We start from the raw sequence: 25,041 nt of genomic DNA, 5'->3' as shown, positions 1-25,041 counted from the left end.
ATGGCCTCAGCGCTCAACCTCGATATGCATGGCGTAAGCGAAGCGATCGCCGGGGTGGTGGCTGGCGGAAATCTCGATCACCCGACCATTGTCGTCGCGGTAGCAGCGCAAGATCCGCAAGCAAGGCGATCGCCGCGAAATGCCAAGCGCCTGGGCGATTTCCGCGCTGGCGGCCACCGCCTGAATATCCTGCGTCACCTGCGCGATCGTGATTTTGCCGAGCCGTTCGAGCTGCTTGAACAGCGTGGGTTCGCGAATGTCGATGGCATCGGCAATGTTGGCGAGCGCGGGATGGATATAGGCTTCAGTAAAGGCGATTGGCTTATCGACGCCACTGCCCGATCGCACGCCGTGAAACCGCGCCCATTTGCCCGTCGTCTCGCCATCAATCTGTTCGGCCAGCTTGCGCGGCAACGGAACGCTGCCGTCCCGCTTGAACGCCACCTTGGTATCGCGCGCATATTGCAGAATTTCGCCAACGTTCGACAAGGGCTGGTGGAGCGCACCGCCGCGCGCCGCCGCCGGCTGAATGACCGTGCCGGATCCACGTTTGCGCTGGATCAACCCTTCAGTCTGCAAGGTGCGCAGCGCCTCACGCACCGTAAAGCGGCTGACGCCATAGCGCGCGCAGAGCACGCTTTCGGTTGGGAACTGATCAGTCAACGGCAAGTCGCCGCCCAGAATTTGCCCGCGCAGGTCGTCGGCGAGTTCGAGGTAACGGGGCTTGCGCGGTTCAGCGCGGGGCTTGGTGACGGTTTGCACCGACAAGGTGTCTCTCCAGTTGTCCGGACCGAATGTCGTGGTTGAACATAGCCTAATCGGGCAGCTTGCACAGCATTTGCTGCGTCCGGTCAATACGGCCACGCGGGCAAAGGCCCGGCTGCATTTACTTGACTGGATGGGCTGTGTGGCGGGCGCGCGGCGGAGCGAGGTGGCAGTTGCGCTGGGCGGCGTTCAGGGCGGGGCGCTGGTCACATCGGCGTTCCTTGGTAATGTGCTGGAGATGGATGATGTCCACCGGGCGGCCTTGCTCCATCCCGGGCCCGTTATCTGGCCGGCGGCACTGGGCAGACCGTCCGCATCAATCGACGATATGCTCGCCGCTTCAGTGCGCGGCTATGAAGCAATGGTCGCGGTCGGCGCGAGCTTTGATGCGCAGCATTACGCGCAATATCACCCGACGGCGACCGCCGGGGTTATCGCTGCTGCCGCCTGCGAAGCGAGCAGCGCGTCGTCCGATCCTTTGATCATCGCCAACGCCATGGCGCTTGCCGCGTCGGTCAGTGGCGGGCTGTGGCAGACCCGGCACAGCACCAACATGGCCAAGCAATGGCATGTCGCCAACGCTGTCGAGACCGGGCGTTCGGCCGCCAGCTTTGCGCTCAGCGGCATCACCGGCCCGCTTGATATCCTCGAAGGCGTGCAGGGCCTTTACGCTGCGACTTGCCTGAACCCGATGCCGATGGTTTTCAACAACGGCTGGCGAATCGATGAGGTCAGCTTCAAGCCCTGGGGCGCCTGCCGCCATGCGCACCCGGCAATCGATGCCGCGCTGGCGTTGCGCGCGCGCGGCACCCTGGCCGGGCCGATCGATGTCGAGACCTATGCCGATGCGCTGACCTTTTGCGACCGGCCCGATCCGACGACGCCGCATCAGGCCAAATTCTCGCTCCAGCATGCCGTCGCTGTCGTCGCCGCGCGCGGTGTCCCGACCCTCGCCGATTTCGAGCCTGATACGATTGCCTTACTGGCGGACGCCCGGGCGCAGGTGAGGGTGCACGAGAATGCAGCGATCTCTGCGCGCTACCCGGCGCATTTCGGCGCAACGGTGCGTGCGGGCGGCGATGAGGAAGCGTTGATCGACACGCTCGGCGATCCGGAACGGCCGCTGTCGGGTGACGGCGTCATCGCCAAGGCACGCGCGCTCTTCGCCTGGGGGCAGCTGAGCCCAGAGCAAGCCGACCGTGGCGTGACGCTCGCCCTTGAGGGGGACGATCCCAGCGCCATTGTGCGCTGGCTGGACGATATTTTGTGAGCGCCACCGCGGCCCTGCTGGATTTCGTGCGCGCGCACCATGTGCTGCCCCCAGAGACGCGCGCCGATGCGGCCCGATTGCTTGCCGATACATTGGCGGTCGGCGCGGCGGGATCGACCGCACCGGGCGCAGCAGGCGTTCTGGCGGCAGCGATGGGCTGGGGGGCGGGCGAGGACGCCAGACTGATTGGATCTTCGGGACGACTCCCCGCTGCAAGTGCTGCCTTCGTCAATGCGTTTCGGATCCACTGCCTGGAATGGGATGCGGTGCATGAGCCCGCGGTTGTTCATGCCCTGTCTGTCGTCACTGCCGCGCTGGGCGCGAGTATTGATCGGATGGGCGGCTGCGATCCTGAAACGGCGCTGGCCGGACTGGCGGTCGGGGTCGATGTAGCGAGCGGGCTTGGTATCGCCGCGACTTCTCCCCTCAAATTCTTCCGCCCCGCCACTGCCGGGTGCATCGGTGCCGCGATGGCGGTCGCCCGGATCGAGGGAGTTGAGCCGCTGGAAGACGTGCTCGGTCTGGCCAATAGCTTTTGTGCCGGGACAATGCAGGCGCATGTCGAAGGGTCAATCGCCCTGCCGCTGCAGGTGGCCAATGCTGCTCGGTCAGCGATAATGGCCGTCGATCTGGCCAAGGCCGGACTGAGCGGCCCGCATGATGCACTGGAGGGGCCGTTCGGCTATTTCCGGTTGATCGATGACGGCCAATTGGTGACCTATACCCACCAGATTGGCGCGCGGTGGCTGATTTCAGAGGTGTCCACCAAGCCCTATCCTTCGGGCCGCGCCAGCCATGGCGCCCTGGGGGCGATTGCAGCGTCCGGGGTTGCGCCGGACGATATCGCCTGGATCGAGCTGTTCGCGCCACCGCTGATCAAGCGGCTTGTCGGGCGGCCCTTCACTAGCGAGATGACTCCAGCCTATGCGCGGCTGTGCTTGCCCTTGCTGTCGGCGCTGATGCTGACCGATGGTTGCATCGACCCCCGCCGTTTCATGGCCGCGACCTTTGCCGATCCGGCCATCGCCGATCTGGCCGGGCGGATCATCGTGAACGATGATGGTACGCCAGATCCCAATGCGCTGTCGCCACAGCGAATGGTGGTTACGCTGAAGGACGGCACGACGATTGAGCGCACAATCCCGGCGACACTGGGAAGCCCGGACGCGCCGCTGAGCGCAGAGCAGACCGCCGCCAAGCGCGATCTCGCTGCGTTGCTCGCGCCGGGTGCCGATCCCCGCCTATTCGATTCACCGATCGCCTGGTTCACGGAGCCTGCATGACCTTCCCGACGTATTTCGAAGCCTTTGACGCCCGACAGATGCTCGCCGATTACCCGATCGGCGACGCCTTCACTGCGCGCTATACGGGGATGAGCCGCGACGAACTCCGCAGCCTTCAGGAAGCGCAATTCACCCGGCTAATGACGCGCGGCTGGGAAATCCCCTTTTACCAGCGGCTCTGGGGCGCGAAAGGGATCGAGCCGGGCGACATCCGCAGTCTCGACGACATCACCAGGCTCCCCGTCTATGACAAGACCGACCTGATGGCCTCGGTCGCCGCCCAACCACCCTATGGCGATTTCGCCGGGCGTGGGGCGGATCCCGTTATCTTCCACACGACAAGCGGCACCACTGGTCGGCCGCAACCTTTGCTCTTCGGCCCCAAGGGTCGCGAGATCACCAACCTGCTCGTCGGGCGCATGTATCGCTGGCAAGGACTATCGCCGGCCGATGTCGTGCAGTCGGTCTATGGCCACGGCATGATCAATGGTGGCCATTATATCCGCGAGGCTGTTACCCATTTCACCAATTCGCTGTTCCTTTCGGCGGGCACGGGCATTGAGACGCGGAGCGCCAATCAGGTCCAGCTCATGGCCGATTTCGGCGTGACGGTGCTGGTTGGCTTTGTCGATTATATCCGCAAGCTTGCCGAGGTCGCGCGTGACACTGGTCTGCTCGATCAGATGCAGATCCGGATGATCTGTGGCCATCTCGGCACCGAGGATCGCGCCGCGACCGAAGCCGCGTGGGGAGGGGCCAAGGCGTTCGACTGGTACGGCGTCGGCGATACCGGCAGCATCGCCGGGGAGGGGCCCGAGCGCGACGGGCTCTATGTCTGGGAGGATGCGCAATATCTGGAGCTGCTTGATGTGGAGAGCGGCGCGCCGGTAGGCGTCGGCGAAACCGGCGATATGGTCGTCACCTGCCTGTTCAAGGACGACATCGCGCCGTGTATCCGCTTCAACACGCATGACATCACGCATGAGCTGACGGGCACCAACGCGACGGGTATGGCCTTTAAGCGGATCGCCGGGTTCAAGGGCCGCAGCGACAATATGGTCAAGCTGCGCGGCATTAATGTCTTCCCCCACGCGATCGGCTCTATCATCGAGAACCGCGCTGATCTGACCGGCGAATATGTCTGCCGCCTGGTCCGCGATCCCGCCACCCAGCGCGACGACATGCTTGTGATCCTCGAAAGCCGGGGCGGCAGCGACGCCGGCGAACTCGCCAGCCTGCTGCGCCAGGGGTTGGGGGTAGAAGTGGCAATCGCGCTTGAGGCACCCGGCGGCACCGCGACCCTCACCCAGATTGATGTCCGCCAGAAGCCGATCCGGCTGATCGACGAGCGCGGGCTGTGAGGGCGCTTCCCAAAATCCTCCCCGGCACGGGGAGGGGGACCGTCCGAAGGACGGTGGAAGGGGCGGGCCACCAGGCGAAGCCTCTGGGGCGGCCCCCCTCCGTCAGCGCTTCGCGCTGCCACCTCCCCGTGCCGGGGAGGAATTAGATGATCGACTTTGACGATCTGGCGGCCCGCAATGCGCCACTGGGTGCCTTTGTCGATTGGGACAGGGGCGCGACGGGCGGCGAGGGGGCGCTGGCGGGCATCACGATCGGCATCAAATCGAACATCGCCGTCAAAGGGCTCCCCTGGACCGGTGGCATGGGCACCCGGCGCGGCATCATTGCGACCCGCGACGCGGCAGTCGTGGCACAATTGCGCGCGGCCGGCGCGATCATCCTCGGCAGCCTCAACATGCACGAAGCCGCGCTTGGCGCGACCACCGACAACGTGTTTTACGGCCGCACGCATAATCCGCATCGTTATGGCTACACCCCCGGCGGTTCCTCGGGCGGCAGTGGTGTGGCGGTGGCTGCCGGCCTGTGCGACGTTGCGCTCGGCACCGATACGCTGGGATCGGTCCGCATCCCGGCGGCCTATTGCGGCGTGTGGGGGCTGAAGCCGACGCTTGGCGCGGTGAGCGATGACGGGCTCGTCCATCTCGGCACGGCCTTTGATTGCATCGGCCCGCTCGCACGCGACCTCGATTTACTGCAGCGGGTCTGGGCGGTGATGGCCCCCGGCCAGACCGACGAGAGACCCTTCACCCGCCTGCTGACATTGGCGGATATCGATCAAGTGCCGATCCAGCCCGCAGTTGACGCGGGTTATCAGCGCGTGCTGCACGCGATCGGCCTGCCCGCCGACCTCTTTCGGCTCGACGACCCGCTGTCCGCGATCCGCATGGCCGGGCTGATCGAGTCGGTGAACGAGCTGATCGGCGATCTCGGGGAGGCCCGCCACGGTCCGCTGGTGTCAGACGAGCTAAAGTTCGTGATGACAGCCGTCGGCGCGTTGCCGCCCGCGCCCGATGTCATCGCCCGCACCCGCGCCACCCTGGTTGCAGCACTCGGCGACGACGGTGTCCTCGTCATGCCCACCGCGCCGCAATCGGCCTTCCCGCATGGCGCGCGCGCGCCCGTTACCCAGGCGGATTTCACCAGCATTGCCAGCGTCGCCGGGCTGCCCGCGCTGGCCCTCCCGGCGGGTGTCGATGCCGATCATCTGCCGGTCAGCGTTCAGCTCGTCGGCCCAGCCGGCAGCGAAACACGTTTGATCGCGCTCGCTCGCTGGATCGAAGCGACGATCAACGGCTATGCCCCACCCCGATCCTAAAGGAGACGCGCGATGCGAATTATCTGCCTGTTCAACTTGAAGCCTGGTGTCGATTCGGCAAGCTATGAAACCTGGGCCCGCAATGGCGACATCCCCGCCGTCAACGCGCTGGGATCGGTGACCAGCTTCACGGTCCATAAGGCAACCGGCCTGTTCGGGTCGGACGCCAAGCCGCCTTATGATTATGTCGAAGTGATCGACATCACGGGCATAGACAGTTTTGTCGCCGATGTGACGACGCCCGAGTTCCAGGCGCTCGCCGCGCCTTTTCGCGATTTTGCCGATGACCCGATCTTCATCCTGACCGAGGATCTGTGATGCGTTTCGCCGGCAAGACCATCGTCATCACCGGATCGGGCCGCGACAAAGGGCTCGGCCAGGCGATCCTGCAACGCTTCGCCGATGAAGGCGCGAACTGCGTCGTCAGCGATTATGAGATTGGGGATGCCGCGCAGGCGGTGGCGAAGGAACTCAGCGATCGTGGCGCGCCCGTCGCGACCATCGCCTGCGACGTCTCGTCTGCCGCCCAATGCCAGGCGCTGGTGCAGAGTGCGGTCGATGCATTCGGCAGCATCGACATCTTCGTCAACAATGCCGGGATCGGTTTCATGATGAAGCCGTTTCTGGAGGTCGTGCCCGAAGATTGGGACAAGGTCATCGCGGTCAATCTGTCCGGCGCTTTCTACTGCACCCAGGCCGCCGCCAAGGCGATGGTGGCGCAAGGTAAAGGTGGCCGCATCATCAACATCGCGTCGCAAGCCGCCAAGACCGGCTTCCCCCATCTGCCCGCTTATGTGTCCTCCAAGCACGGCATGGTCGGCCTCACCCGCGCCAGTGCCGTCGAACTCGGCGCGCACGGCATCACCGTCAACGCGGTCTGCCCCAATCACGTCACCACCGGGCTTGGGGCCGAACAGAACGCCTATTTCTCCAAACTGCTCGGCTTTGAGAGCGTCGAGGCGTATCTGAAAAATATGGCCGCCAAGAACCCAATGGGCCGCCCCGGCCTCGCCAGTGACACGGCCGGCGCCTGCGCGTGGCTCGCCAGCGACGATGCCTTTTATGTGACCGGCGAGGCGATCAACGTTTCGGGCGGGGAGGAAATGCACTGATGCGCCCCATGCTGAACGAAGAACGCATAGACTGGCCCAACGACGCGAAAATCGCGCTCAGCATTGTCGTCAATGTCGAGGAAGGCAGTGAGATGACGGTCGCGCGCGGCGACCGGGGGATGGAGCCGGTCGATGAGCTCGGCATCCACATCAAGTCGCCGATCCGAAATTACGGCAATGAGAGCAATTACCTTTACGGCATCAAGGCGGGCGCGCCACGCATCGTCAAGCTGCTGCGCGAACACGATATCAAGGCGAGCTGGACCGTCGCCGCGCTCAGCCTCGAAAACCACCCGGAGATTGCCGCTGCCATCCGCGATCTCGGCCATGAACCCGTCAGCCACGGCTATCGCTGGGTCCATCAGTTCAAGATGGACGAAGCGGCTGAACGCGACTTCATCCGCAAGGCGGTGGCCTCGATCGAAGCGACCACGGGCACGCGGCCCTATGGCTGGCTGTCGCGCTATTTCCACACCGACAATACAAGGCGCCTGCTGATCGAGGAGGGGTTCGACTATCATATGGACGATTATTCGGGCGACATACCCTTCTGGGATCGCACCACCGTCCCCGGCAGGCCGATCGCCATTGTGCCCTATCAGCTTGACGACAACGACATGAAGATGTGGACTGATCCCGCCTATACCCCCGCCAACTGGCTCGATTATGCCAAAACGTGCTTCGATCAGCTCTATCGCGAGGGCATGGAGGGCAATCCCAAGATGATGTCGCTCGGCCTGCATCTACGCATCATCGGCCGGCCCGGCCGGATCTGGGCGTTCGAGGCCTTTCTGAAGCATGTCCGGGCGCATGACGGCGTCTGGGTCGCGACTCGACGCGAGATTGCACAGCATCTCGCCAAGGTTGATCGGGCATGAGCACCAACACCCAATCCTCCCCGGCACGGGGAGGGGGACCGCGGCGCGAAGCGACGGGGTGGAGGGGGCGGGCCGCAAGCACAATGCAGGTGGAGACCCCCCTCCACCGCTTCGCGGTCCCCCTCCCCGTACTGGGGAGGATTTGATGCTCCGCCTCGAAACCCAGGGCGCCGTCGCCCATCTGATCATCGACCGCGCGGCTAAGCGCAACGCGATCACGCAGGCGATGTGGGAGCAATTCCCGCCGCTCATCGCGCAGGCAATGACCGACGATGCGGTGCGCGTGATGATCCTGCGTGCGGCAGAGCCCGGCGCCTTTTCCGCCGGGGCCGATATTGCCGAATTCGGTACCGGCGCGACTGATCCTGCCTGGCGCGCCGCCAATCAGGCCGCCATCGCCCGTGCGCAGATCGAACTTACCCTCGCGCCCAAGCCCGTCATTGCCTTTATCGAGGGCGATTGCGTCGGCGGCGGCTGCGGGCTGGCGCTCGCCTGCGACCTGCGCGTCGCGACCGCCAACGCCAGGCTGGGGATCACCCCCGCCAAGCTCGGGCTGGTCTATTCGCTCCACGATACCAAGCTGCTGGTCGACGCCGTCGGCCCGTCACAGGCCAAGCGCATCCTGTTCACCGCCGGGCTGATCGATGCAGATGAGGCGCTGCGGATCGGCCTTATCGACATGCTCGGTGACGATCCGATCCCGCTCGCTGAGACGATCGCCGCCAACTCGCCGCACACCGCGCGCGAGGCCAAGGCGATGGTCCGCCGCATTCTCAACGGCCAGGCACATGATGATGCCACGACCAGCGCGCTGTTCGCCGATGCGTTTATCCAGCCCGATTTCGAAGAAGGGGTCAGCGCCTTCCTCGCCAAGCGAAAGCCGGTGTTTTGATGAGCGATTTCCTCACCCATGGCCGCATCATCGGCGGGCTAGCGACAGTGCCCGATCTCGCCGCCAGCCTGCGCGATTATCACGACCGGCTCGGGCTCTCGGTCGTCGAGCAAGGCGCGCTGTCTGCTGATCTCGCCGCGAGCTGGGGCTGCGCTGCCAATGCCGGCTCGCCCTTCGCCACGCTTGCGCCCGTGAGCGGCGCGCCCTGTTATCTGCGGTTGGTGCAGCAGCCGCTCGATCCAGGCTTCGTGCCGACCCGCACTTATGGCTGGGCTGCGTTTGAGATCACCGTGCAGGACGTATTCGGCTGGCCGGACAAGCTGGTGGGCAGCGGCTTCGATATCATCGGCCTGCCGAGGGAGATCCCCGGTCTCCCCTATTTCGTCGCGATGCAGATGCTGGGGCAGGGCCGTGAGATGATCTATCTCAACGAGGTGCGCGAGAACACGCCGACCTCTGATCTGCCGCCCGCCAAGTCGTCGGTCGATCATCTTTTCATCGTCATCCTAGCCGCGCCCGATCGCGCCGCGACCATGGCTTGGTATGCCGAGCATCTCGGGCTCGAGGAGGGCGGCGGCTATACGATTCCCTACACGATGATCAACAAGGCGTTCGGCCTGCCCGATACCCATATGACCTCGCTCAGCATGGCCCAAAAGGGGCGGCTACCGATCGTTGAGATCGATGATTATCCGAGCATCGCGACGGTGCGGGCGAAGGGGGAGGGGATGCTCCCGCCCGGCAATGCCTTGGTCACGCTTGCGGTGGATTCGCTGGATCGCCCGGGGCTTGATTTCATCACGCCACCGGTCGTTCGATCGAGTGCCTTTTATGCCAACCGCCGCACCGCGACGGTCATCGGCCCGGCCGGCGAATTGCTCGAACTGGTCGAGATCGGTTAGGGGATTAGCAGCGTCGATCCGTGCGTCTCGCGCCCCTCAAGATCGCGATGCGCCTGCGCTGCTTCCTCCAGCGGGTAGCGCTGGCCGATCGTCACCTTCACCTTGCCGCTGGCGATCATCTCCCACAGCCGCGCCGCACCCGCCGCGCGTTCTTCGGGCGTGGCGTAGTAATCGAACAGCGTGGGCCGGGTATTGTAGAGCGAGCCCTTGGTGGCGAGGATACCCAGCGCCACCCCCGTCACTGGCGCATCGGCATTGCCATAGCTGATGATGATCCCACGCCGCCCGGTCGAATCGAGCGAGGCGTTCCAGGTTGCTTGGCCGATGCCGTCATAGGTAACCCGCACGCCCGCGCCACCGGTGATGGCGCGCACCCGCGGCGCAATATCCTCATCGCGGTAGAGGATGATTTCCGCCGCCCCCGCCGCGCGGGCCAGTGCCGCTTTGTCTGCGCTGCCGACGGTGCCGATTACGTTTGCACCAAGCGCCTTGAGCCACTGGACCAGGATCAGCCCGACGCCGCCCGCCGCCGCATGGACGAGTACCCAGTCGCCCGGGTTCACCGTCGCGGCACGTTCAGCAAGGAACTCGGCAGTGCAGCCCTTCAGCAGCGCTGCGGCGGCGGTGTCGAAGTCGATCGTGTCGGGCAATTTAAACAGAGATGCGGCGGGCAGGTTGCGTTCGGTGGCATAGGCGCCGCGCTGCGGGCCGAAGGTCGCCACGCGGTCGCCCAGCGCGAAGCCAGTCACATCCTTGCCTATGGCGGTGATCACACCCGATGCCTCGAGCCCCAACCCACTCGGCAGCGCCAACGGATAGATACCGCGCCGGTGATAGGTGTCGATAAAGTTCAGCCCGACCGCGCGCGTTTCGAAACGCACTTCGCCCGGCCCCGGCGGCGGCAGATCGACATCAATCCACTCGATCACCTCGGGTCCACCCGTTCGGGCAAAAGTCGCTGCGCGTGCCATTAATCCGTCCTCGCCAGTTGTGCGCGATAGGCGCGCGCGATCAGCGGCAGCAGCAATAGCGGCACCAGCCCATAGAGCAACGGCACCGCCCCCACCGCCGCGCGCAGATTGGCCTCGCCAAACACGCGGGTGGAGAGCAGCCCGACCGTCGTCGGCCCCAGCCCAAGCCCGGCAATGCTGATCATCATGTAATAGAGCGACACGATCGTCGCGCGCGAAGCGCCCGGCGTGATGTCGAGCAAAGCGATGATCCCTGCCGCCGTTACCGTGCCAATGGCGACCGAACTGATCGCCAGCATCATGAAGGCGAGCGTCGGCGTCGGCATGAACAGCGGCACGGCGCTCGCCGGCAGCATCACCACAAAACCGATCATCAGCGCGCGGAACGCCGCATCGGGCGTGCCCGATTTACGCCACCGGTCGATGATCGCCCCTGCCGAATAGACCGTCGCCGGTCCGACGATCAGGATGATCAGCCCATTGATTAGCGCATAATCCTTCGCCTCCCAGCCATAGGTCCGGGCGAAGGCGGCGGGGTTGAAGCCTTGCGAATAGGCGATGATCGTCATTACGGCGACCAGGCTCGTCATCCCGCCAAACGCGCCGAAGCGCTTCGCGACCAGCGCGATCGTTGCCCCAAATCCGGCTGCCGCTTTATTTCCCGGTCCGCGCCGCCGCGGTGGTTCGGGTAGCAGCAAAAAGCCGATCGCAATCAGCAACCCTGGCAGGCCGACGGCCATGAAGGCGAATTGCCACGGTCGAAGCGCGCCGAGGAGGGGCAGGGTGATGCCTTCGGAAACCTTGGCCCAGCCCAATACCGCCGCGCCGATCAGCGAGGCGATGCCCGCACCCAAGGAGAGCGCGGCGGAATAGACCCCAATGGGCGTGCCGCGTTTTTCGGGCGGGAAGCTGTCGCTGATCATCGACATGGCGGAAGGACTAAGCGTCGCCTCGCCCACGCCCACGCTCATCCGCGCCACGAACAGCCCGCCAAAGCCGCGCGCTAATCCAGATGCGGCTGTGGCGAGGCTCCACAAGGTGATCCCCGCCGCCACGATCCAGGTCCGCCGTACCCGATCCGCCAGCCAGCCGAGCGGTACGCCGATTGTCGCGTAGAACAGCGCAAAAGCCGGGCCGAGGAGGTAGCCGATCTTCTCGTCGCTGAAGTGCAGGTCGGCCTTGATCGGTTCAATCAGCAGGCCAAGGATATAACGATCGACGAATGAAAAGACATAAGCCAGCGTCAACAGCGTGACCATTGTCCAGGCGGTACGCGTGCTGGGGTAGGAGGCCTCGGTCATGCTGTGCCCAAAATCTTGTAGATGACGATCAGGTTATCGTCGAAATCGACGATGCCAATCTCGCGGCCGATCCGGCCGTCCTTGGTTTTCAGCACTTCTTCGTCATAGACCGTCAACCCCAGCGCGCGGGCGCCCGCCATCACCGCATCGGGATTGTCGATTTCGAGCACGATTGCCGAACGGCGCGGATGCGGTAACGGGGCGATGTCGACGCCCTTCACCTCGGTCAGTGCCATCACGCGTTCCTGCGTCGCGGTCGAGAGCACGCAAAAGCGCATCGCCGCCTCACGCGGAACATCGAACACCGCATAGGAATAGCTGTCCGGGTTGGGCGGCAGCGTGAAGGTCACATCGAACCCCAGCACGCTCTGATAAAAGGTCAGCGCCCGCTCTAGATCGGCCACGACATGGTTGCCACGCTGGAACCGCACGCCGCTCACGAAACCCGCTCACTCACTTCGAAGAAATAGCCATCGAGATCGAAAAAGCTCGCCCCGACCATCGCCTGTTCCTTGCCGTCGAAACCGATGACGGTCCAGTCGCGCGGTTCGCAGTGGATGCGGCTGCCACCCTCTCGCGCGCGCTCAGTGGTCGCGCGGCAATTGCGTGCTGCCGCCACGAAGATCGGCGCGCCAAACGCGATTTGCGTCGGCAGCTCGGCGGGCGTTGCCATCGGCGGGTCGGTCCATTGCAGCAGGCCGATCATGCCGATCAAGTCGTCCGCGCATTTAAGGATGATCAGCCTGGTCTGGTCGCCCTTTTTGCCCGCCGCCAGTTGCGTGCCGGAAAGCGTGAAAGGCGTGTCCATCACGCGCGTCATGCCGAAAACGGCCTCGTACCAGCGCGCCGCCGCTTCGGCATCGCGGACCACCAGCGTTGTGCGTTTGATGATGTCAGGGCCGGTCATTGAATCAGCCATTGATCTTGGCAGCCTCGATCAGCAGCACTTGGCAATCGGCAATGCCCTCGCGCAGCTTTTTCACCTCGGCATAATCGGGAGAGTTCCAAAAGGCTTCCGCCGAAGCCTTGTCGCGCCACTCCGAAATCACCATCGACGCGCCTCCCTCAAAAACTTGGGCGCCGAAATCACCCTCGAGCAAGGTCGCGCCGGGTCCACGCAACACATATTTGCCGCCAAATTGCTCCACCAGCTTGGCGGCCGCCATGCCATAACCGTTGATGAAGGCGTCGCGGTCGGCGATCTTGGCGGTCACGATCATGTAAGCAGGCATGGGCAGCTTCCTTTAGCAACGGACCATTTCGGCCAGCGCGCCTTGTCGGCGAGATATCTCGAGCGATAGGCCTCGTACACCGGCATCACCAATTCGCTATGGACGAAGGGCTGGCGGTGCGGTGCGCGGAAATCCTTGATCGGGATGCGGTGCGTCACTCGCGGCCCCAATGGCGCGGTGGCGATGCCGGACGCCAGCCCAGCCCCTGCCGCCAGCACCATTCGCCGCGAAACCCGATTGGCATCCTCCATACCGCCCCCTCTTCTAAGTGTGTCGCTCACGCAACACATCTCGACTCGTTAGCGTCCGCTAATAATTTGTCTGGACAAATTATGCGGCAAATGAAAGTCTCGCTTCAGAAATTTGTTCGGGGGGGAGTCAATCATGCGACTGATCTTACGTGCCGGCCTGTTGGCGGCGACAATGTTGAGCCCGGCTGCAGCTTTTGCGCAGGCGGCGCCAGCAGAGGAGGAGCAGGCAGCAAATGCACCGCAGGAAATCATCGTTACCGCGCGCAAGACTTCAGAAAAGCTCCAGGATGTGCCGGTCGCCATCACGGCTTTTACCGCCGATGACATCAAAGCAGCCAAGATTGAGCGGCTGGCCGATCTCGCCAAGCTGACGCCCGGCCTGAATTTTACGCCTTTGTTTGGCGCGCAGAACCAGTTGCCGATCATCCGTGGTGCCGCCCAAACCCTTGGCCAGCTCAACGTCGGTGTGTTTCTTGATGGCATTTTTCTGTCAGGCAAGGCTGGCGTCGATCTTGAACTCAACGATCTTGAGCGGATCGAAGTGGTCAAGGGGCCACAATCGGCGCTCTATGGCCGCAACACCTTTGCGGGGGCGATCAACTATGTAACGAAGCGGCCGTCTGCAGTGTTAACGGCCAATGCCGAATTTACCGGCGGTAACAATGGCTTGGTGAAGGGTATTGCAAGCGTCAGCGGCCCGATCAGCGACACGCTGCGTTTCCGTGTTGGTGGCTTTTTTCGCCAGTTCGATGGCTTTTATCGGAGCTCTATTGACGGCGGCAAGGTCGATTTCGCACAGAATTACGGCGCTATCGGCACGCTCGAATGGGCGCCCGATGAGGCGTTTCTCGCTACTTTGCGCTTTACCTATTCAAAGGAAAATAACGGCCAGCCGCCGTCAAGCATCATCCGCACCAACGGGGGGATCGGCCAGCCTGCCGGTGCACCGGCATCGCAGCGGCGGAACCTGTTCTTCTTCGGTGAGGTTCCCGGGATTGCGCGCAATGGCGTAACCGTCAACACGCGCAGCGTGCCGGGTCTGCCCGGCGGCAGCTATGGGGATCGCGAAGAATCGATCCGCGGCAGCCTCGATCTTCAATATGATTTCGGGCCGGTCACGCTGACGTCGATCACGGCCTATGCCAAGCGCAACGCCGAATTCACCTTCGATGGCGACAATACGATCTGTGATCGAACGGGTGGCTGCCCCACCTTTGGCTTCCCGTTCGTCCCCAATCTGCCGATTGGATCAAGCGCTTTCAGCCTGTCGAGCAATGACGGATATTTTCGTGACATCAGCCAGGAAGTTCGGCTGAGCTCATCGGGCAAGCAGACGATCGACTGGCTGGTTGGCTTTTATTATTATGATAATATCAATGTCGGTGTTGAACGTGGCCTGAGCCCCTCCACGACGACAGGCCCAACCGCCTATTCGGCGTTTAATCCCAATTATTCCTTTCCGCGCATCCGATTGACGACGAAGAGTTATTCGGGCTTCGGTTCGGTCAATTGGCACGCGACCGACAAGTTCACGATCACGGGTGAAATTCGCTATGAAAGCGAAACCCAGACCTTCGCGCAGTGCCCGACCTTTTTTGCCAACCCTTCGGCGACCCCGCCGGCGGGAACGGTGGGCTGCGGTGCGGTGCCATCACCGATCGTTACGTCACCGACAAGCCCCTTTACCGGTGCCTTGACGGTATTCCCCAGCCCAGCCGGCACCGCGGCTGCGACGGCGTTCACGGCGACGCAGCAGACCTTCAGTTTTGCGACCCCGCGCGCGATTTTCAGCTATAAGGTTGATCCCTCCGCTCTTGTCTATGCCAGCTATGCCCGGGGCGCGAAGACGGGTGGGTTCAACACCGGTTTGAACGTCTTTCCCGACCAGCGCACTTTTCAGCCCGAAACGACCAACAATTATGAAATTGGCCTGAAATCGCGGTTGTTTGACAACCGGTTGCTGTTCAACGTTGCCGGCTATTATACCGATTGGCAAAATCAGCAGGCGGTGTGCCAAAATCCTGTAACCGCGGGCGGCAATAGCACCAATCGATCCTATTCCTGCAACGTTGCAGCAGCGAATATTTACGGCGTCGAAGTTGAAACCTCCTACCGCTTTAACGATGTCTTATCGGTCTTTGGAAACTATGCTTGGACGCGTGCCCGTTATAGTCGTTTCATCGACGATTCGGGGGCGCAGAATTTGGCGCTGGCGGGTCTGCCAGCGATCAATTTCGACGGCAAATCCTTGCCCTATGTGCCTGACCACAAGTTCCTGATCAGCCCACGCGTCGATGTGCCGACCAAAGGGCCGATCAAGCTGCAGGCACGTGCCGACTTTGTTTACCAGTCAAAGAGCTTTGTCCGTGCCGACAATCTACAGAATTTCGGCGATCGCGCGACCGTTGATTTCCGCGTGACGGCGACCAACGGCGCATGGCGGCTGCAATTCTTTGTCGACAATGCCTTTGATGATGCTTCGCCCTTGGCCGGTGTCCGCTTCTTTGACACCACTAATTTCTTCGTCTCGGCACCGCTGGTCCAAGGCGCAAACCGTCGGCAAATCGGTGTGTCGCTCGGCTATAATTTCTAATCGGCTACCCGCTAGGGCCAACAAAAAGCCCCGCCGGATTCCGGCGGGGCTTTTTTGTGCACGATGTAATCGGCGGCGTTATTTCGCTGGCGCTGCTTTTCTGGCCGCATCAAGCCGCTTCTTGAACACCGTCCAGGTCGTCTCATTCGGGCGGGCATCATCGGTTGGCGGCGGCGCGACATAGGCCGGGTAGCGCGCGGCAATCTCGTCGCGGATGACGGCGGGTAGCTCGGCATAGCTTTTCAGCTTCGCCCCCATCGCGTTGAAAACGATGTTACCGTGCCGACCGCGCATCTTCATCCACGGCATCCAATCCGAAATCCGCACCCAGGAAACGGAAGGATAGGCGGTTGGATATTTCGTATCGAGCAATTCGTCGGCGCGCGCGGCGAAATCGAAAATCTCCATCGCGTGATATTTGTTGCCGACAAAATCCTGGTAGTCGCCGCCAAGCGGGTTTTCATAAAATAGCGGCACTTCAAGCGGCATCTGCACCCATTGGCCCATACGCTGCATGTTAAGGGCATAGGGCTTGCCCTCTGCGCTCATGGGAAAGCTGGGGCGGCCATTCACCGGGTCATTGGCGATGTGCATCACCTCAACCTTTTCTCCGGTCCACGGATTATCCCATTGGCGCACGATCTGGCCGGTCTTGGGATCAGTAAAGAACATCACCTCACGGCTGACCTGGCGAAAACCGGTGCCGCGCTTGGGATCGGTAATCGCGATGCATTGGCGGATATTCATGCCTTCACCGCCGAACAACAGCTTGTCGGGCTCGCCTTCGACCCGCGAATAAATTCGTCCAGACCAATAATAGACTGCTGGTTCACTGTCCTTAACACCGCATTGGGTGCGCTTCATGATCTCGACCGCATCGGTCGGGTTGGCGGGATCAAGCTGTCTGGCGTTGGCTAACGGGCTTACGGCTATAGCGATAATGGCTGCCGCCACTGACATCTTGATTGTCATCATATTCTCCCGCTCCTGTGCTTCGGGTCACTCGTACCGGAAAAAAGCACCAAAGAAAATATGTCCGGACAAATCTGGCCGTGAAGGAGCGCCCGCCTCGATCGCGCGCGGGGAAATGCGGGACTGCGGACTTTTATAAACTGTAATGTCCGGGAGTGGTCGTCGCCCCCAGACCGGAAACCCCCGGTCGCAGCCTGACTAAACAGGGCTGTGACCGGGGCTTACCATCCGTTGATCAGGCGATATCGAACCGATCGAGGTTCATCACCTTGGCCCATGCCGCGACAAAGGCATTGACGAACGCCTTGTCGGCATCACTCGACCCATAGACTTCGGCAACGGCGCGAAGCACCGAGTTCGATCCGAAGATCAGGTCAACGCGGGTGCCCGTCCATTTGACTGCGCCAGTCGCCCGGTCACGCCCTTCGAACAGCTCATTGCTGTCGCCGACTGGTGCCCAGACGGTGTTGATGTCGAGCAGGTTGACGAAGAAGTCATTCGACAGCGTGCCTGGGCGATGCGTCAGCACGCCATGTGCTGCCCCACCGACATTGGCACCCAAAGCGCGCAGACCGCCAATCAGCACCGTCATTTCAGGCGCGGTGAGGCTGAGCAACTGAGCACGATCGATCAGCAATTGTTCTGACGACAACGGATGGCCGTCGCGCAGATAGTTGCGGAAGCCGTCTGCGGTTGGCTCGAGTGGTGCAAAGCTGTGCGCGTCGGTCTGTTCCTGCGTGGCATCGGTACGACCCGGCGTGAATGGCACGGTCACATCATGACCTGCTTTTTTCGCCGCATCTTCAATTGCGGCACCACCGCCGAGCACGATGAGATCTGCCAGCGACACCTTCTTGCCGCCCGCCGCAGCGCCGTTAAATGCTGCCTGGATCGCCTCCAGCTTGACCAGCACATTTGCCAGCTCGGCGGGCTCGTTGACGTCCCAGTCCTTTTGTGGAGCCAGGCGGATACGCGCACCATTGGCGCCACCGCGCATATCGCTGCCCCGGAAAGTCGAGGCCGAAGCCCAGGCTGTCCGCACCAACTGTGCAGGCGTCACGCCGGACGCGAGCAGCGTTGCTTTCAGGCTGGCGATATCTGCGGCATCAATCAGCGCGTGATCAACGGCCGGTACGGGATCTTGCCAGATCAGCTCTTCGGCGGGCACCAGCTTGCCGAGATACCGGTTAATCGGGCCCATGTCGCGATGCGTCAGCTTGTACCACGCCCGGGCGAAGGCATCGGCGAATTCGGCTGGATTCTGGTGGAACCGGCGTGAGATTTTCTCATAAGCTGGGTCCATCCGCATCGCCATGTCGGCAGTGGTCATCATCGGGGCATGGCGGCGCGCGGGATCATGCGCATCGGGCACGGTGCCCTGCGCTTCCGGGTTCTTCGGCGTCCATTGCTGGGCACCGGCCGGGCTCTTGGTGAGTTCCCATTCATTGCCGAACAGCGTATCGAAATAGCTGTTGTCCCAGGCGATTGGCGTCGCCGTCCAAGCGCCTTCGATGCCGCTGGTGATCGTGTCGACGCCCTTGCCGCTGCCCATGCTGTTCTTCCAGCCCAGGCCCATTTCCTCGATCGACGCGCCTTCCGGCTCGGGGCCGACAAACTGGCCTGGATCGCCAGCGCCATGCGCTTTGCCGAAGGTGTGACCGCCAGCGACCAGCGCGACGGTTTCTTCGTCGTTCATGGCCATCCGCGCAAAGGTTTCGCGAATGTCACGACCCGAACCAACCGGATCGGGGTTGCCGTTCGGGCCTTCGGGATTGACGTAGATCAGGCCCATCTGCACCGCGCCGAGCGGATTGGCGAGCTCGCGATCCCCGCTATAGCGCTGATCTTCGAGCCATTTACCTTCGGGGCCCCAGTAAATATCCTCTTCTGGCTCCCACACATCAGCGCGGCCACCGGCAAAGCCGAACGACTTCAGGCCCATCGAATCAAGCGCGACATTGCCGGCCAGAATCATCAGATCGGCCCAGCTCAGCTTGCGACCATATTTCTGCTTGATCGGCCACAGCAGGCGGCGCGCTTTGTCGAGATTGCCATTGTCCGGCCAGCTATTGAGCGGCGCAAAACGCTGCGTGCCAGACCCCGCGCCACCGCGGCCGTCCGCGATGCGGTAGGTGCCGGCGCTGTGCCAGGCCATGCGGATGAAGAACGGGCCGTAATGACCGTAATCAGCGGGCCACCAAGGCTGTGAATCGGTCATCAGCGCGTGCAGATCAGCGACGACGGCGTCGAGATCGAGCGTCTTGAATTCCTCCGCATAGTTAAAGTCCTCACCCATCGGGTCGGACTTGGCTGAATGCTGGTGGAGCATGCCCAGATGGAGCTGATTCGGCCACCAATCGCGATTTGTCATGCCTGAGCGTTTTGCGCCGTCATGGCCGCTGTGCATCACCGGGCACTTGGTTTCGTCGTTCATATGCTCTCCATTTTTTATTGGGCAGGGGCGAAACTTTACGTTCTGGAACGGCCATACCCCGGACCGTAAACAGAGCGAAACGATCAGTTCTTATATCAGTGATCGATTTTACTCGTCACATGATACACCACTTCATTCGTCTTCGCTGGCCAAAGCCCGGGCATCTAGGCCTAGCGCAGGCAAATCTGCTGCGGCAGCCGCAAGTTCCGCATTGGCCACAATCTGGCGATAGGCCGCATCAAGCTTGCGCACGCCCGCATCGGCCGCTGATTCTTCGCGAACATTGACCAGGAAAAAGTCGCTGGCGCCCAAAGTGAAGCGGCGGCTTTCTGCCTCGGCCATGGTGGTTGCACGGTCATGCTCTGCCTCGGCCAGTGTCCGCAGCCGTTCAGTGGCTTTGACATCAATGGCCAATCCATCGATCGCGACGATGATTTGCTCTTCAGTTTGTTGCCGCCGCCGACGAATCGAGTCGATTTCAGCTGTCGTCTGGTCGATCCGGCCCTGGGCGGCGCGGCGTTGCAGCGGCAGCGTGAAGCTCAGCCCCACTTTTGTTTCGGTGCCGGCGCGCGACCGCCCGCCTTCGCCAAGCGGGCCGATATCCTGGGCAACTTCCGCCTTCAGATCCAGCCGGGGCTGCAAAGCGTTGCGATCAAGTTCGAGTCGATTGGTCGCCTGAGCCATCCGCAGATCGATCTGGCGCAGGTCTGGGCGTGCATTCAGCATGGCCCGCGGATCGCCATTCGATCGTGGGATGGCCGGAAAACTTGTCGGCAAGCGCGCCGTTGGCGGCACCATCGGCGCGCCATCGGCGTCGCGCAGAAAGAAGGAAAGCGCGTTGGCAGCCTGCGCTAAATCCTGCTCTGCGCGGGCGACCAATGTTTCCCGGCGCAGGATATTCTGCTCATTTTCCGTCAAGATGATCGCTGGCCGTGCGCCGAGCTGAACCTGGCGCACGAGACCCGCTTGGCGCGCCTGGGCAAGTTTCAGCAGATCCCGGTACACCGCCAGCCTAAGACCCGATGCAACCCACAGATTATAGGCACCGATCGCGCGGCGCTGCACGCCGATTGCCGTCAGCAACCGGTCTGCCTCTGCGATGTCGACATCAATGCGGGCGTTGCCACGCGCAAAGCGGCGATCATCGATCAGTCGATCGCGCATCAGCGACAGGACCGCGCCAATCTTGAGCTCACCGAAATTATTGGTGAAGCGCTCGTCCTCATAGATCGGGAAGCGACCGCTTGAGATCCGGTAGCCGCCATAGAGGCTGCCGCCCCAGTTTTCGATCGGGCGGGTAATCGTCCCGCCCGCGATTTGGCCATCGTAAAAGCCCGTCAGCCGGGATTCGGCCTCTGCCTTGACGACGGTATCGAACGCGCCCTCTGCGCTCAGCACCTTGCCCTCGGCCTGGCGGACCTTGGCGATTGCCTCCAATATCTGCGGCGCGTGGCGGCGCGAAGAGCGCAGCACCTCGGCAAGCGACAGCGGCGCATCCTTTGCCGGGGCCGGGCGCGATACAACCGGTTCGACCGGGCGCGTGAGGTTCTGGGCCGTCGTAGCGCCTGGGAGAGCGGTTGTTACGACGACCCAGGCAGCCACAACGATGCAACTACGCATTTGGTTTCTTTTCCTTCGGCGGAATTGGTGCCGCCTTGGGATCAGCGGGCGGCTGGAACTGCAGCGGGAAGTCATTGAGTTGACGCCAAAGCTCAAAACCGGCTGGCACGGTATCCATCAGCACCCAGCCACGCACCTTGGCCCCAAGCCGGACATAGGGTTCGCGCGGCCATGGTGCGCGATCGGGCGCCGGTTCGACGAGAAGGCGAAACAGGCCATTGTCAGACGCCGAGAGGTCAATCGCCCGCACCCGTCCGTCGAACATGCCCTGCGCGACAGAGGGCCAGCCGCTGAACTGGATCGCGGGCCAACCTTCGAACGCAAGTCGTACGCGGCGACCCGGCGAGATCAACGGCACATCGCGACCATCGACATAGAGTTCGACGATACGCACCGAATCTTCGGGCGCAAAAGTGGCGAGGACATCGCCCTGCTTGACCATGGTGGCGCTGTCGCCGGCATTGATCCGCATGATCCGGCCATCCCGGGGGGCGCGGACGATCTGCGCCGATTGACGGCTGAGATCGACATCGACCTTGTTGATTGCCGCCCGGCTCTGCGCAATCTTGGCGCGGTAGTCGGCGACTTTGATCTGCGCCGATTCATAGTCCCGTCGCGCGGCCAGCCCTTCGCGGAACAGCGATCCCGTGCGGTTGACGTCGAGCATCGCCGTTTGCGCGGCGAGCTCAGCGGCCTGGATCTCGGCAAGCTTCTGCGCACGCTCGGCGCGGAGCCGATCAAGCAGCAGCGGATCGTTGTCGACAATCTGGGCGATGGGATCGCCGCGCTTGACGATGCTGCCATCGGTAACGTCCCAGCGCAGAATGCGTCCGGCGACCAGCGCGGTCACATTCTGCACCCGGTCGCGGGGATCGAGCGCGGTTACGCTGCCGGTGCCGGGAGCCGTCTGGACCCAGGGGATATAGACCAGGCCGACGATCGAGGCGATCATGGCCACAGCCAGCATGATCGCGACCGCCCGCAAGACAGCCGGCGTCTTGAGCCTGCCCAGCGTCTTGAACCGGCTGAGCTGTTCAACGTGCGTTTGCATTGGCTTCCTCAAGTTTGTCGGCATGGCGAAGCGCGTTGAAGATCGCGCGATCGTTTTCAATCCATTGCCGGTCCCGGCCAAGCCAGAGATGGCCATCAAGCCGGGGCGGGTTATTGCGATTGGTGAAATAGATCACCGTTGTCGGCAGCGTGCCGAGTGCATCGAACAGCCGACTGAGTTCGTCCGCGGGCACCATATCGAACAGCGGCGACATGACGAGAATTTTCGGGCGCGAAAGCAACGCCCCGGCGAGCTTAAGCCGCATCATTTCAGGCAGCGAAAGCGGCCAGCCGGTTGACGCGAGCACAGTATCGAGCCCCAGCGGCAGTTTGCCAATCCGACGATCAATGCCGACCAGTTTCAGCGCGTTCATCATCGAACTGGGCTCATCATCGGGCGAACATAGCTCAAGATAGTCGCGGATCGAGCACTCCACGATCGTCGGGCGATCAAGCACGATCACGTCGCTGCGCAGGCGATAGGGATCAAGCGCGTTGATGTCGGCACCACCCAGAGTGACAAAGCCCTTTTCCGGCGTGCGGTGGCGTTTCAGCAGCAGCGCAAAGGCACGCTGCGTATCGGGATCGGCGGCGGCGACCAGCCGGGCGCGATACGGGATGGTGCAATTGATAGTGACATCGTCGATCTGAACGCTGGCAAAGGCCAAATCACCCGCCGCATCATGTGGTTCCGTGACCCGGCCAGGCAATTCCTGCGGAATATCATAGAGCAGCCCGAGTTCTTCGACCGCGGTCACCAGATCATAAAAGACGTCGAGATAGGGGCCAAGCTGCGCAACGCCGTAAAAGATGCTGGACAGGATCAGCTCGGCAGCGACCAACTGGCCGATCGACAACTGCCCCTGAATGACCAGCCATCCGCCAAGCGCGAGCAAGCCGGCGCTGGCCACGGCATAGAGCACCAGATAGGCCACATTCTGGCTGAAGCTGTAATTGAAATGGCGGCGATAGGCGGCGATGTACCGCGCCGTCATCGCTTCAGATTTGTCGATCGCATAATCGATATGGCGGCCCGATTTGTAAAAGCCGTTCGATGCGCCAACGCTCTCCAGCCAGTGCGCGGTATCATATTTGGCATGGCTTAACGTGACGGCTGACGTCATCGCCCCACGGGACCAGATCCGCCAAATGCCCCAGGCGATCAGAATGAAAAGCAGGTTAAAGCCCAGGAAAAACGGGTGGTAGAATGACGTGACGACGAAGCCCACCGCCGATTGCAGCAGGATGGTGAACAGCCCGATCAGCAGCGACGGCACCGATTTTTGCAGGTTCATCACTTCGAAATAGCGATTGAACAGATCGCCTTTGCGATCGTCGCTGAAAAAGGGGTTGCGCGAATGCACCGCGCGGAGCGTGATCTCGGCGACCAGCTGCGCGAAGATGCGCTGGCGGAACACCTCCATCAAATGCACGCGAAAGGCGCTGAGCAGCGCTGACAGCATCAGCAGCGCAAACAAGATGCCGGACAGGGTGAAAAGGGGCGCGGCCAGCGCCGTGTTGGCGACGCTGTTGATCAGCATCTGCACCGAAATCGGCGTGGCAAGCGACAACAGGCTGATGCCGATCCCATAGACGATCGCCAGCGTGAAAAAGGCGCTGTCGGGCCCCAATATCGGGGCCGCCCAGCGAATGACATCGCGCATTCTGACGCTTTTTGGGGCCTCGCCCGCCATGTTCTGCTCCCGAATTGCAACGCGTGTGTGTGGGGGGGTCTAAATACAGCGGCGTTCGATAGGATCAACGCAGCAAAACAATTCAAATCAATTCTAATTTCCTATCGGTTGGATCGATCGCTCAACCTCGCTAACGATTGCTGCCAGCCGTTGATAGGCCGGCGCTCGCCCTGCACTGCGCCGCCAGGCCAGGGCGACCTCCCGGTAAATCGCGCGACCGCGGATCGGGCGGACACGGACATCGTCCTCATCACGAATTTCTGACCGGATATAGAGCGAGGGCAGCAGGGCCAGTCCCATCCCCATGCCGGCCATTTGACGGATCGCGTCAAGGCTGGTCCCTTCATAATCGCGCATGACCTCCGCGCCGACAGCGGTGCTGAGCGCGAGGATCTGTTCGGACATCTTATATTGCGGGGAAAGCGTCAGCAGCCCACGTCCGGCTAGGGCCGCCGGATCGATCGCGGGCTCTGCGGCGAGTGAATCGTCAGCAGCCATGGCGATCAGCAGTTCTTCGCGAAACAGCCGTTGGACGGTGAATTCATGGCCGACAACCGGCAATTGCAGCAGCACGGCATCATGGGTGCCGCCAGCAAGGTCGCGGAGCAGCTCGTCGGGCGATCCTTCGCGGACATGCAGCCGCAAATCGCGGTGATCGCGGTGCAGCCGTGCCACGACATGCGGCATCAGATATGGCCCAAGCGTTGGCGACACGCCAAGCCGGATCGTGCCACGCAGCCCTTCCGGGTCGTCGAGCGCGCTATCTTCAAGCGCCTGAACATCATTCAGCAGATGCTGTGCGCGTTCAACAATGTCGCGACCGCGCGGGGTCAGCGTTGCGACGGTGGTGCCGCGTTCGACCAGCCTGATGCCAAGGCGCTGCTCAAGCAGGGCAATCTGCGCGGAGAGAGAGGGCTGGGTTACGCCGACCCGTTCTGCCGCGCGCCGGAAATGCCCTGTGGCGGCAAGCGCGACCAGATAATGAAGCTGGCGGAGCGTAATTTTGGGAGCGGCCATGCTGGACTGTCTAGCGCGCCGGGGGGGACAGTCCAATCATGCAGAGCGATTGGCTGCCGGTTGCTTTGCAGCGCTGCGTAAGCGTGGCCGTTTGGGTGCAGCGCCGCGTAATAAAACATCCTGATCG

Annotated in this window: 23 protein-coding genes; 10 read left to right on the top strand and 13 right to left on the bottom strand. The window is 62.4% G+C overall.

Features of this window, described 5'->3' with window-relative positions; genetic code table 11:
* Positions 1–6: 6 nt before the first annotated feature.
* The gene (locus tag B7Y43_RS10190; RefSeq protein ID WP_374131571.1) at positions 7–762 is read right to left on the bottom strand and encodes a GntR family transcriptional regulator; all 756 of its coding nucleotides are present in this window, start codon (positions 760–762) and stop codon (positions 7–9) included.
* Between the two features lie 37 nt (positions 763–799).
* On the opposite strand from B7Y43_RS10190, the gene B7Y43_RS10185 reads away from it, so the two are divergent.
* From B7Y43_RS10185 to B7Y43_RS10145, 9 genes are all read left to right on the top strand, one after another.
* Positions 800–2,035 (top strand): MmgE/PrpD family protein, encoded by a 1,236-nt coding sequence (locus B7Y43_RS10185; RefSeq protein ID WP_374131535.1) that lies wholly within the window; start codon positions 800–802, stop codon positions 2,033–2,035.
* The gene (locus B7Y43_RS10180) at positions 2,032–3,318 is read left to right on the top strand and encodes an MmgE/PrpD family protein (protein ID WP_374131534.1); all 1,287 of its coding nucleotides are present in this window, start codon (positions 2,032–2,034) and stop codon (positions 3,316–3,318) included. The genes B7Y43_RS10185 and B7Y43_RS10180 overlap by 4 nt, the downstream gene beginning before the upstream one ends.
* On the top strand, positions 3,315–4,679 hold the full coding sequence (locus tag B7Y43_RS10175) for a phenylacetate--CoA ligase family protein (protein ID WP_374131533.1): 1,365 nt from the start codon (positions 3,315–3,317) through the stop codon (positions 4,677–4,679). Before B7Y43_RS10180 ends, B7Y43_RS10175 begins: the two co-directional genes overlap by 4 nt.
* A gap of 146 nt (positions 4,680–4,825) precedes the next feature.
* Positions 4,826–5,995, top strand: a complete 1,170-nt coding sequence (locus tag B7Y43_RS10170) for an amidase (protein WP_374131532.1) — start codon at positions 4,826–4,828, stop codon at positions 5,993–5,995.
* Positions 5,996–6,007: 12 nt separating this feature from the next.
* Positions 6,008–6,313 carry an REDY-like protein HapK gene (locus B7Y43_RS10165; protein ID WP_374131531.1) on the top strand — a complete coding sequence of 102 codons (306 nt, stop codon included), beginning with the start codon at positions 6,008–6,010 and terminating at the stop codon, positions 6,311–6,313.
* Positions 6,313–7,107, top strand: coding sequence for an SDR family NAD(P)-dependent oxidoreductase (locus B7Y43_RS10160; protein ID WP_374131530.1), 795 nt, complete (start codon positions 6,313–6,315; stop codon positions 7,105–7,107). Before B7Y43_RS10165 ends, B7Y43_RS10160 begins: the two co-directional genes overlap by 1 nt.
* Positions 7,107–7,985: a polysaccharide deacetylase family protein gene (locus B7Y43_RS10155; RefSeq protein WP_374131529.1), complete on the top strand. Its 879-nt coding sequence runs from the start codon at positions 7,107–7,109 to the stop codon at positions 7,983–7,985. The genes B7Y43_RS10160 and B7Y43_RS10155 overlap by 1 nt, the downstream gene beginning before the upstream one ends.
* Before the next feature lie 142 nt (positions 7,986–8,127).
* The gene (locus B7Y43_RS10150; RefSeq protein ID WP_374131528.1) at positions 8,128–8,877 is read left to right on the top strand and encodes an enoyl-CoA hydratase/isomerase family protein; all 750 of its coding nucleotides are present in this window, start codon (positions 8,128–8,130) and stop codon (positions 8,875–8,877) included.
* A complete protein-coding gene (locus B7Y43_RS10145; protein ID WP_374131527.1) occupies positions 8,877–9,779 on the top strand; it encodes a VOC family protein in 903 nt (300 codons plus the stop codon). Before B7Y43_RS10150 ends, B7Y43_RS10145 begins: the two co-directional genes overlap by 1 nt.
* On the opposite strand, the gene B7Y43_RS10140 is transcribed toward B7Y43_RS10145, so the two are convergent.
* Genes B7Y43_RS10140 through B7Y43_RS10115 form a run of 6 tightly spaced genes read right to left on the bottom strand, consistent with a single transcriptional unit; the run spans position 9,776 to position 13,534 of the window.
* A complete protein-coding gene (locus B7Y43_RS10140; protein WP_374131526.1) occupies positions 9,776–10,750 on the bottom strand; it encodes a quinone oxidoreductase in 975 nt (324 codons plus the stop codon). The two genes, B7Y43_RS10145 and B7Y43_RS10140, sit on opposite strands and share 4 nt — an antisense overlap.
* The gene (locus B7Y43_RS10135) at positions 10,750–12,051 is read right to left on the bottom strand and encodes an MFS transporter (protein ID WP_374131525.1); all 1,302 of its coding nucleotides are present in this window, start codon (positions 12,049–12,051) and stop codon (positions 10,750–10,752) included. Before B7Y43_RS10135 ends, B7Y43_RS10140 begins: the two co-directional genes overlap by 1 nt.
* Complete coding sequence (locus B7Y43_RS10130; RefSeq protein ID WP_374131524.1) at positions 12,048–12,491, bottom strand: VOC family protein; 444 nt, start codon at positions 12,489–12,491, stop codon at positions 12,048–12,050. Before B7Y43_RS10130 ends, B7Y43_RS10135 begins: the two co-directional genes overlap by 4 nt.
* Complete coding sequence (locus B7Y43_RS10125; RefSeq protein WP_374131523.1) at positions 12,488–12,958, bottom strand: VOC family protein; 471 nt, start codon at positions 12,956–12,958, stop codon at positions 12,488–12,490. Before B7Y43_RS10125 ends, B7Y43_RS10130 begins: the two co-directional genes overlap by 4 nt.
* Before the next feature lie 4 nt (positions 12,959–12,962).
* Positions 12,963–13,283 carry a DUF1330 domain-containing protein gene (locus B7Y43_RS10120; RefSeq protein WP_374131522.1) on the bottom strand — a complete coding sequence of 107 codons (321 nt, stop codon included), beginning with the start codon at positions 13,281–13,283 and terminating at the stop codon, positions 12,963–12,965.
* A complete protein-coding gene (locus tag B7Y43_RS10115) occupies positions 13,268–13,534 on the bottom strand; it encodes a hypothetical protein (RefSeq protein WP_374131521.1) in 267 nt (88 codons plus the stop codon). Before B7Y43_RS10115 ends, B7Y43_RS10120 begins: the two co-directional genes overlap by 16 nt.
* 133 nt (positions 13,535–13,667) lie before the next feature.
* On the opposite strand from B7Y43_RS10115, the gene B7Y43_RS10110 reads away from it, so the two are divergent.
* Positions 13,668–16,127, top strand: coding sequence for a TonB-dependent receptor (locus B7Y43_RS10110; protein ID WP_374131520.1), 2,460 nt, complete (start codon positions 13,668–13,670; stop codon positions 16,125–16,127).
* A gap of 78 nt (positions 16,128–16,205) precedes the next feature.
* Here B7Y43_RS10110 and B7Y43_RS10105 read toward each other — a convergent pair whose 3' ends face one another.
* The 6 genes from B7Y43_RS10105 to B7Y43_RS10080 all read right to left on the bottom strand — a co-directional run bounded on the left by B7Y43_RS10105 (position 16,206) and on the right by B7Y43_RS10080 (position 24,914).
* Positions 16,206–17,102: a DUF1838 family protein gene (locus B7Y43_RS10105; RefSeq protein WP_374131519.1), complete on the bottom strand. Its 897-nt coding sequence runs from the start codon at positions 17,100–17,102 to the stop codon at positions 16,206–16,208.
* A gap of 232 nt (positions 17,103–17,334) precedes the next feature.
* A complete protein-coding gene (gene katG, locus B7Y43_RS10100) occupies positions 17,335–19,533 on the bottom strand; it encodes a catalase/peroxidase (RefSeq protein WP_374131518.1) in 2,199 nt (732 codons plus the stop codon).
* Between the two features lie 132 nt (positions 19,534–19,665).
* On the bottom strand, positions 19,666–21,153 hold the full coding sequence (locus B7Y43_RS10095; RefSeq protein ID WP_374131517.1) for a TolC family protein: 1,488 nt from the start codon (positions 21,151–21,153) through the stop codon (positions 19,666–19,668).
* A complete protein-coding gene (locus B7Y43_RS10090; protein WP_374131516.1) occupies positions 21,146–22,204 on the bottom strand; it encodes an efflux RND transporter periplasmic adaptor subunit in 1,059 nt (352 codons plus the stop codon). The genes B7Y43_RS10095 and B7Y43_RS10090 overlap by 8 nt, the downstream gene beginning before the upstream one ends.
* Positions 22,188–23,867, bottom strand: a complete 1,680-nt coding sequence (locus tag B7Y43_RS10085) for an ABC transporter ATP-binding protein (protein ID WP_374131515.1) — start codon at positions 23,865–23,867, stop codon at positions 22,188–22,190. The genes B7Y43_RS10090 and B7Y43_RS10085 overlap by 17 nt, the downstream gene beginning before the upstream one ends.
* Positions 23,868–23,990: 123 nt before the next feature.
* On the bottom strand, positions 23,991–24,914 hold the full coding sequence (locus B7Y43_RS10080; RefSeq protein ID WP_374131514.1) for a hydrogen peroxide-inducible genes activator: 924 nt from the start codon (positions 24,912–24,914) through the stop codon (positions 23,991–23,993).
* Between the last annotated feature and the right edge of the window lie 127 nt (positions 24,915–25,041).

Source organism: Sphingomonas sp. 28-62-20, from assembly GCF_002281505.1.
Note: the sequence above shows the minus strand (reverse complement) of the source record. Positions and strands in the feature narration are given on the sequence as shown.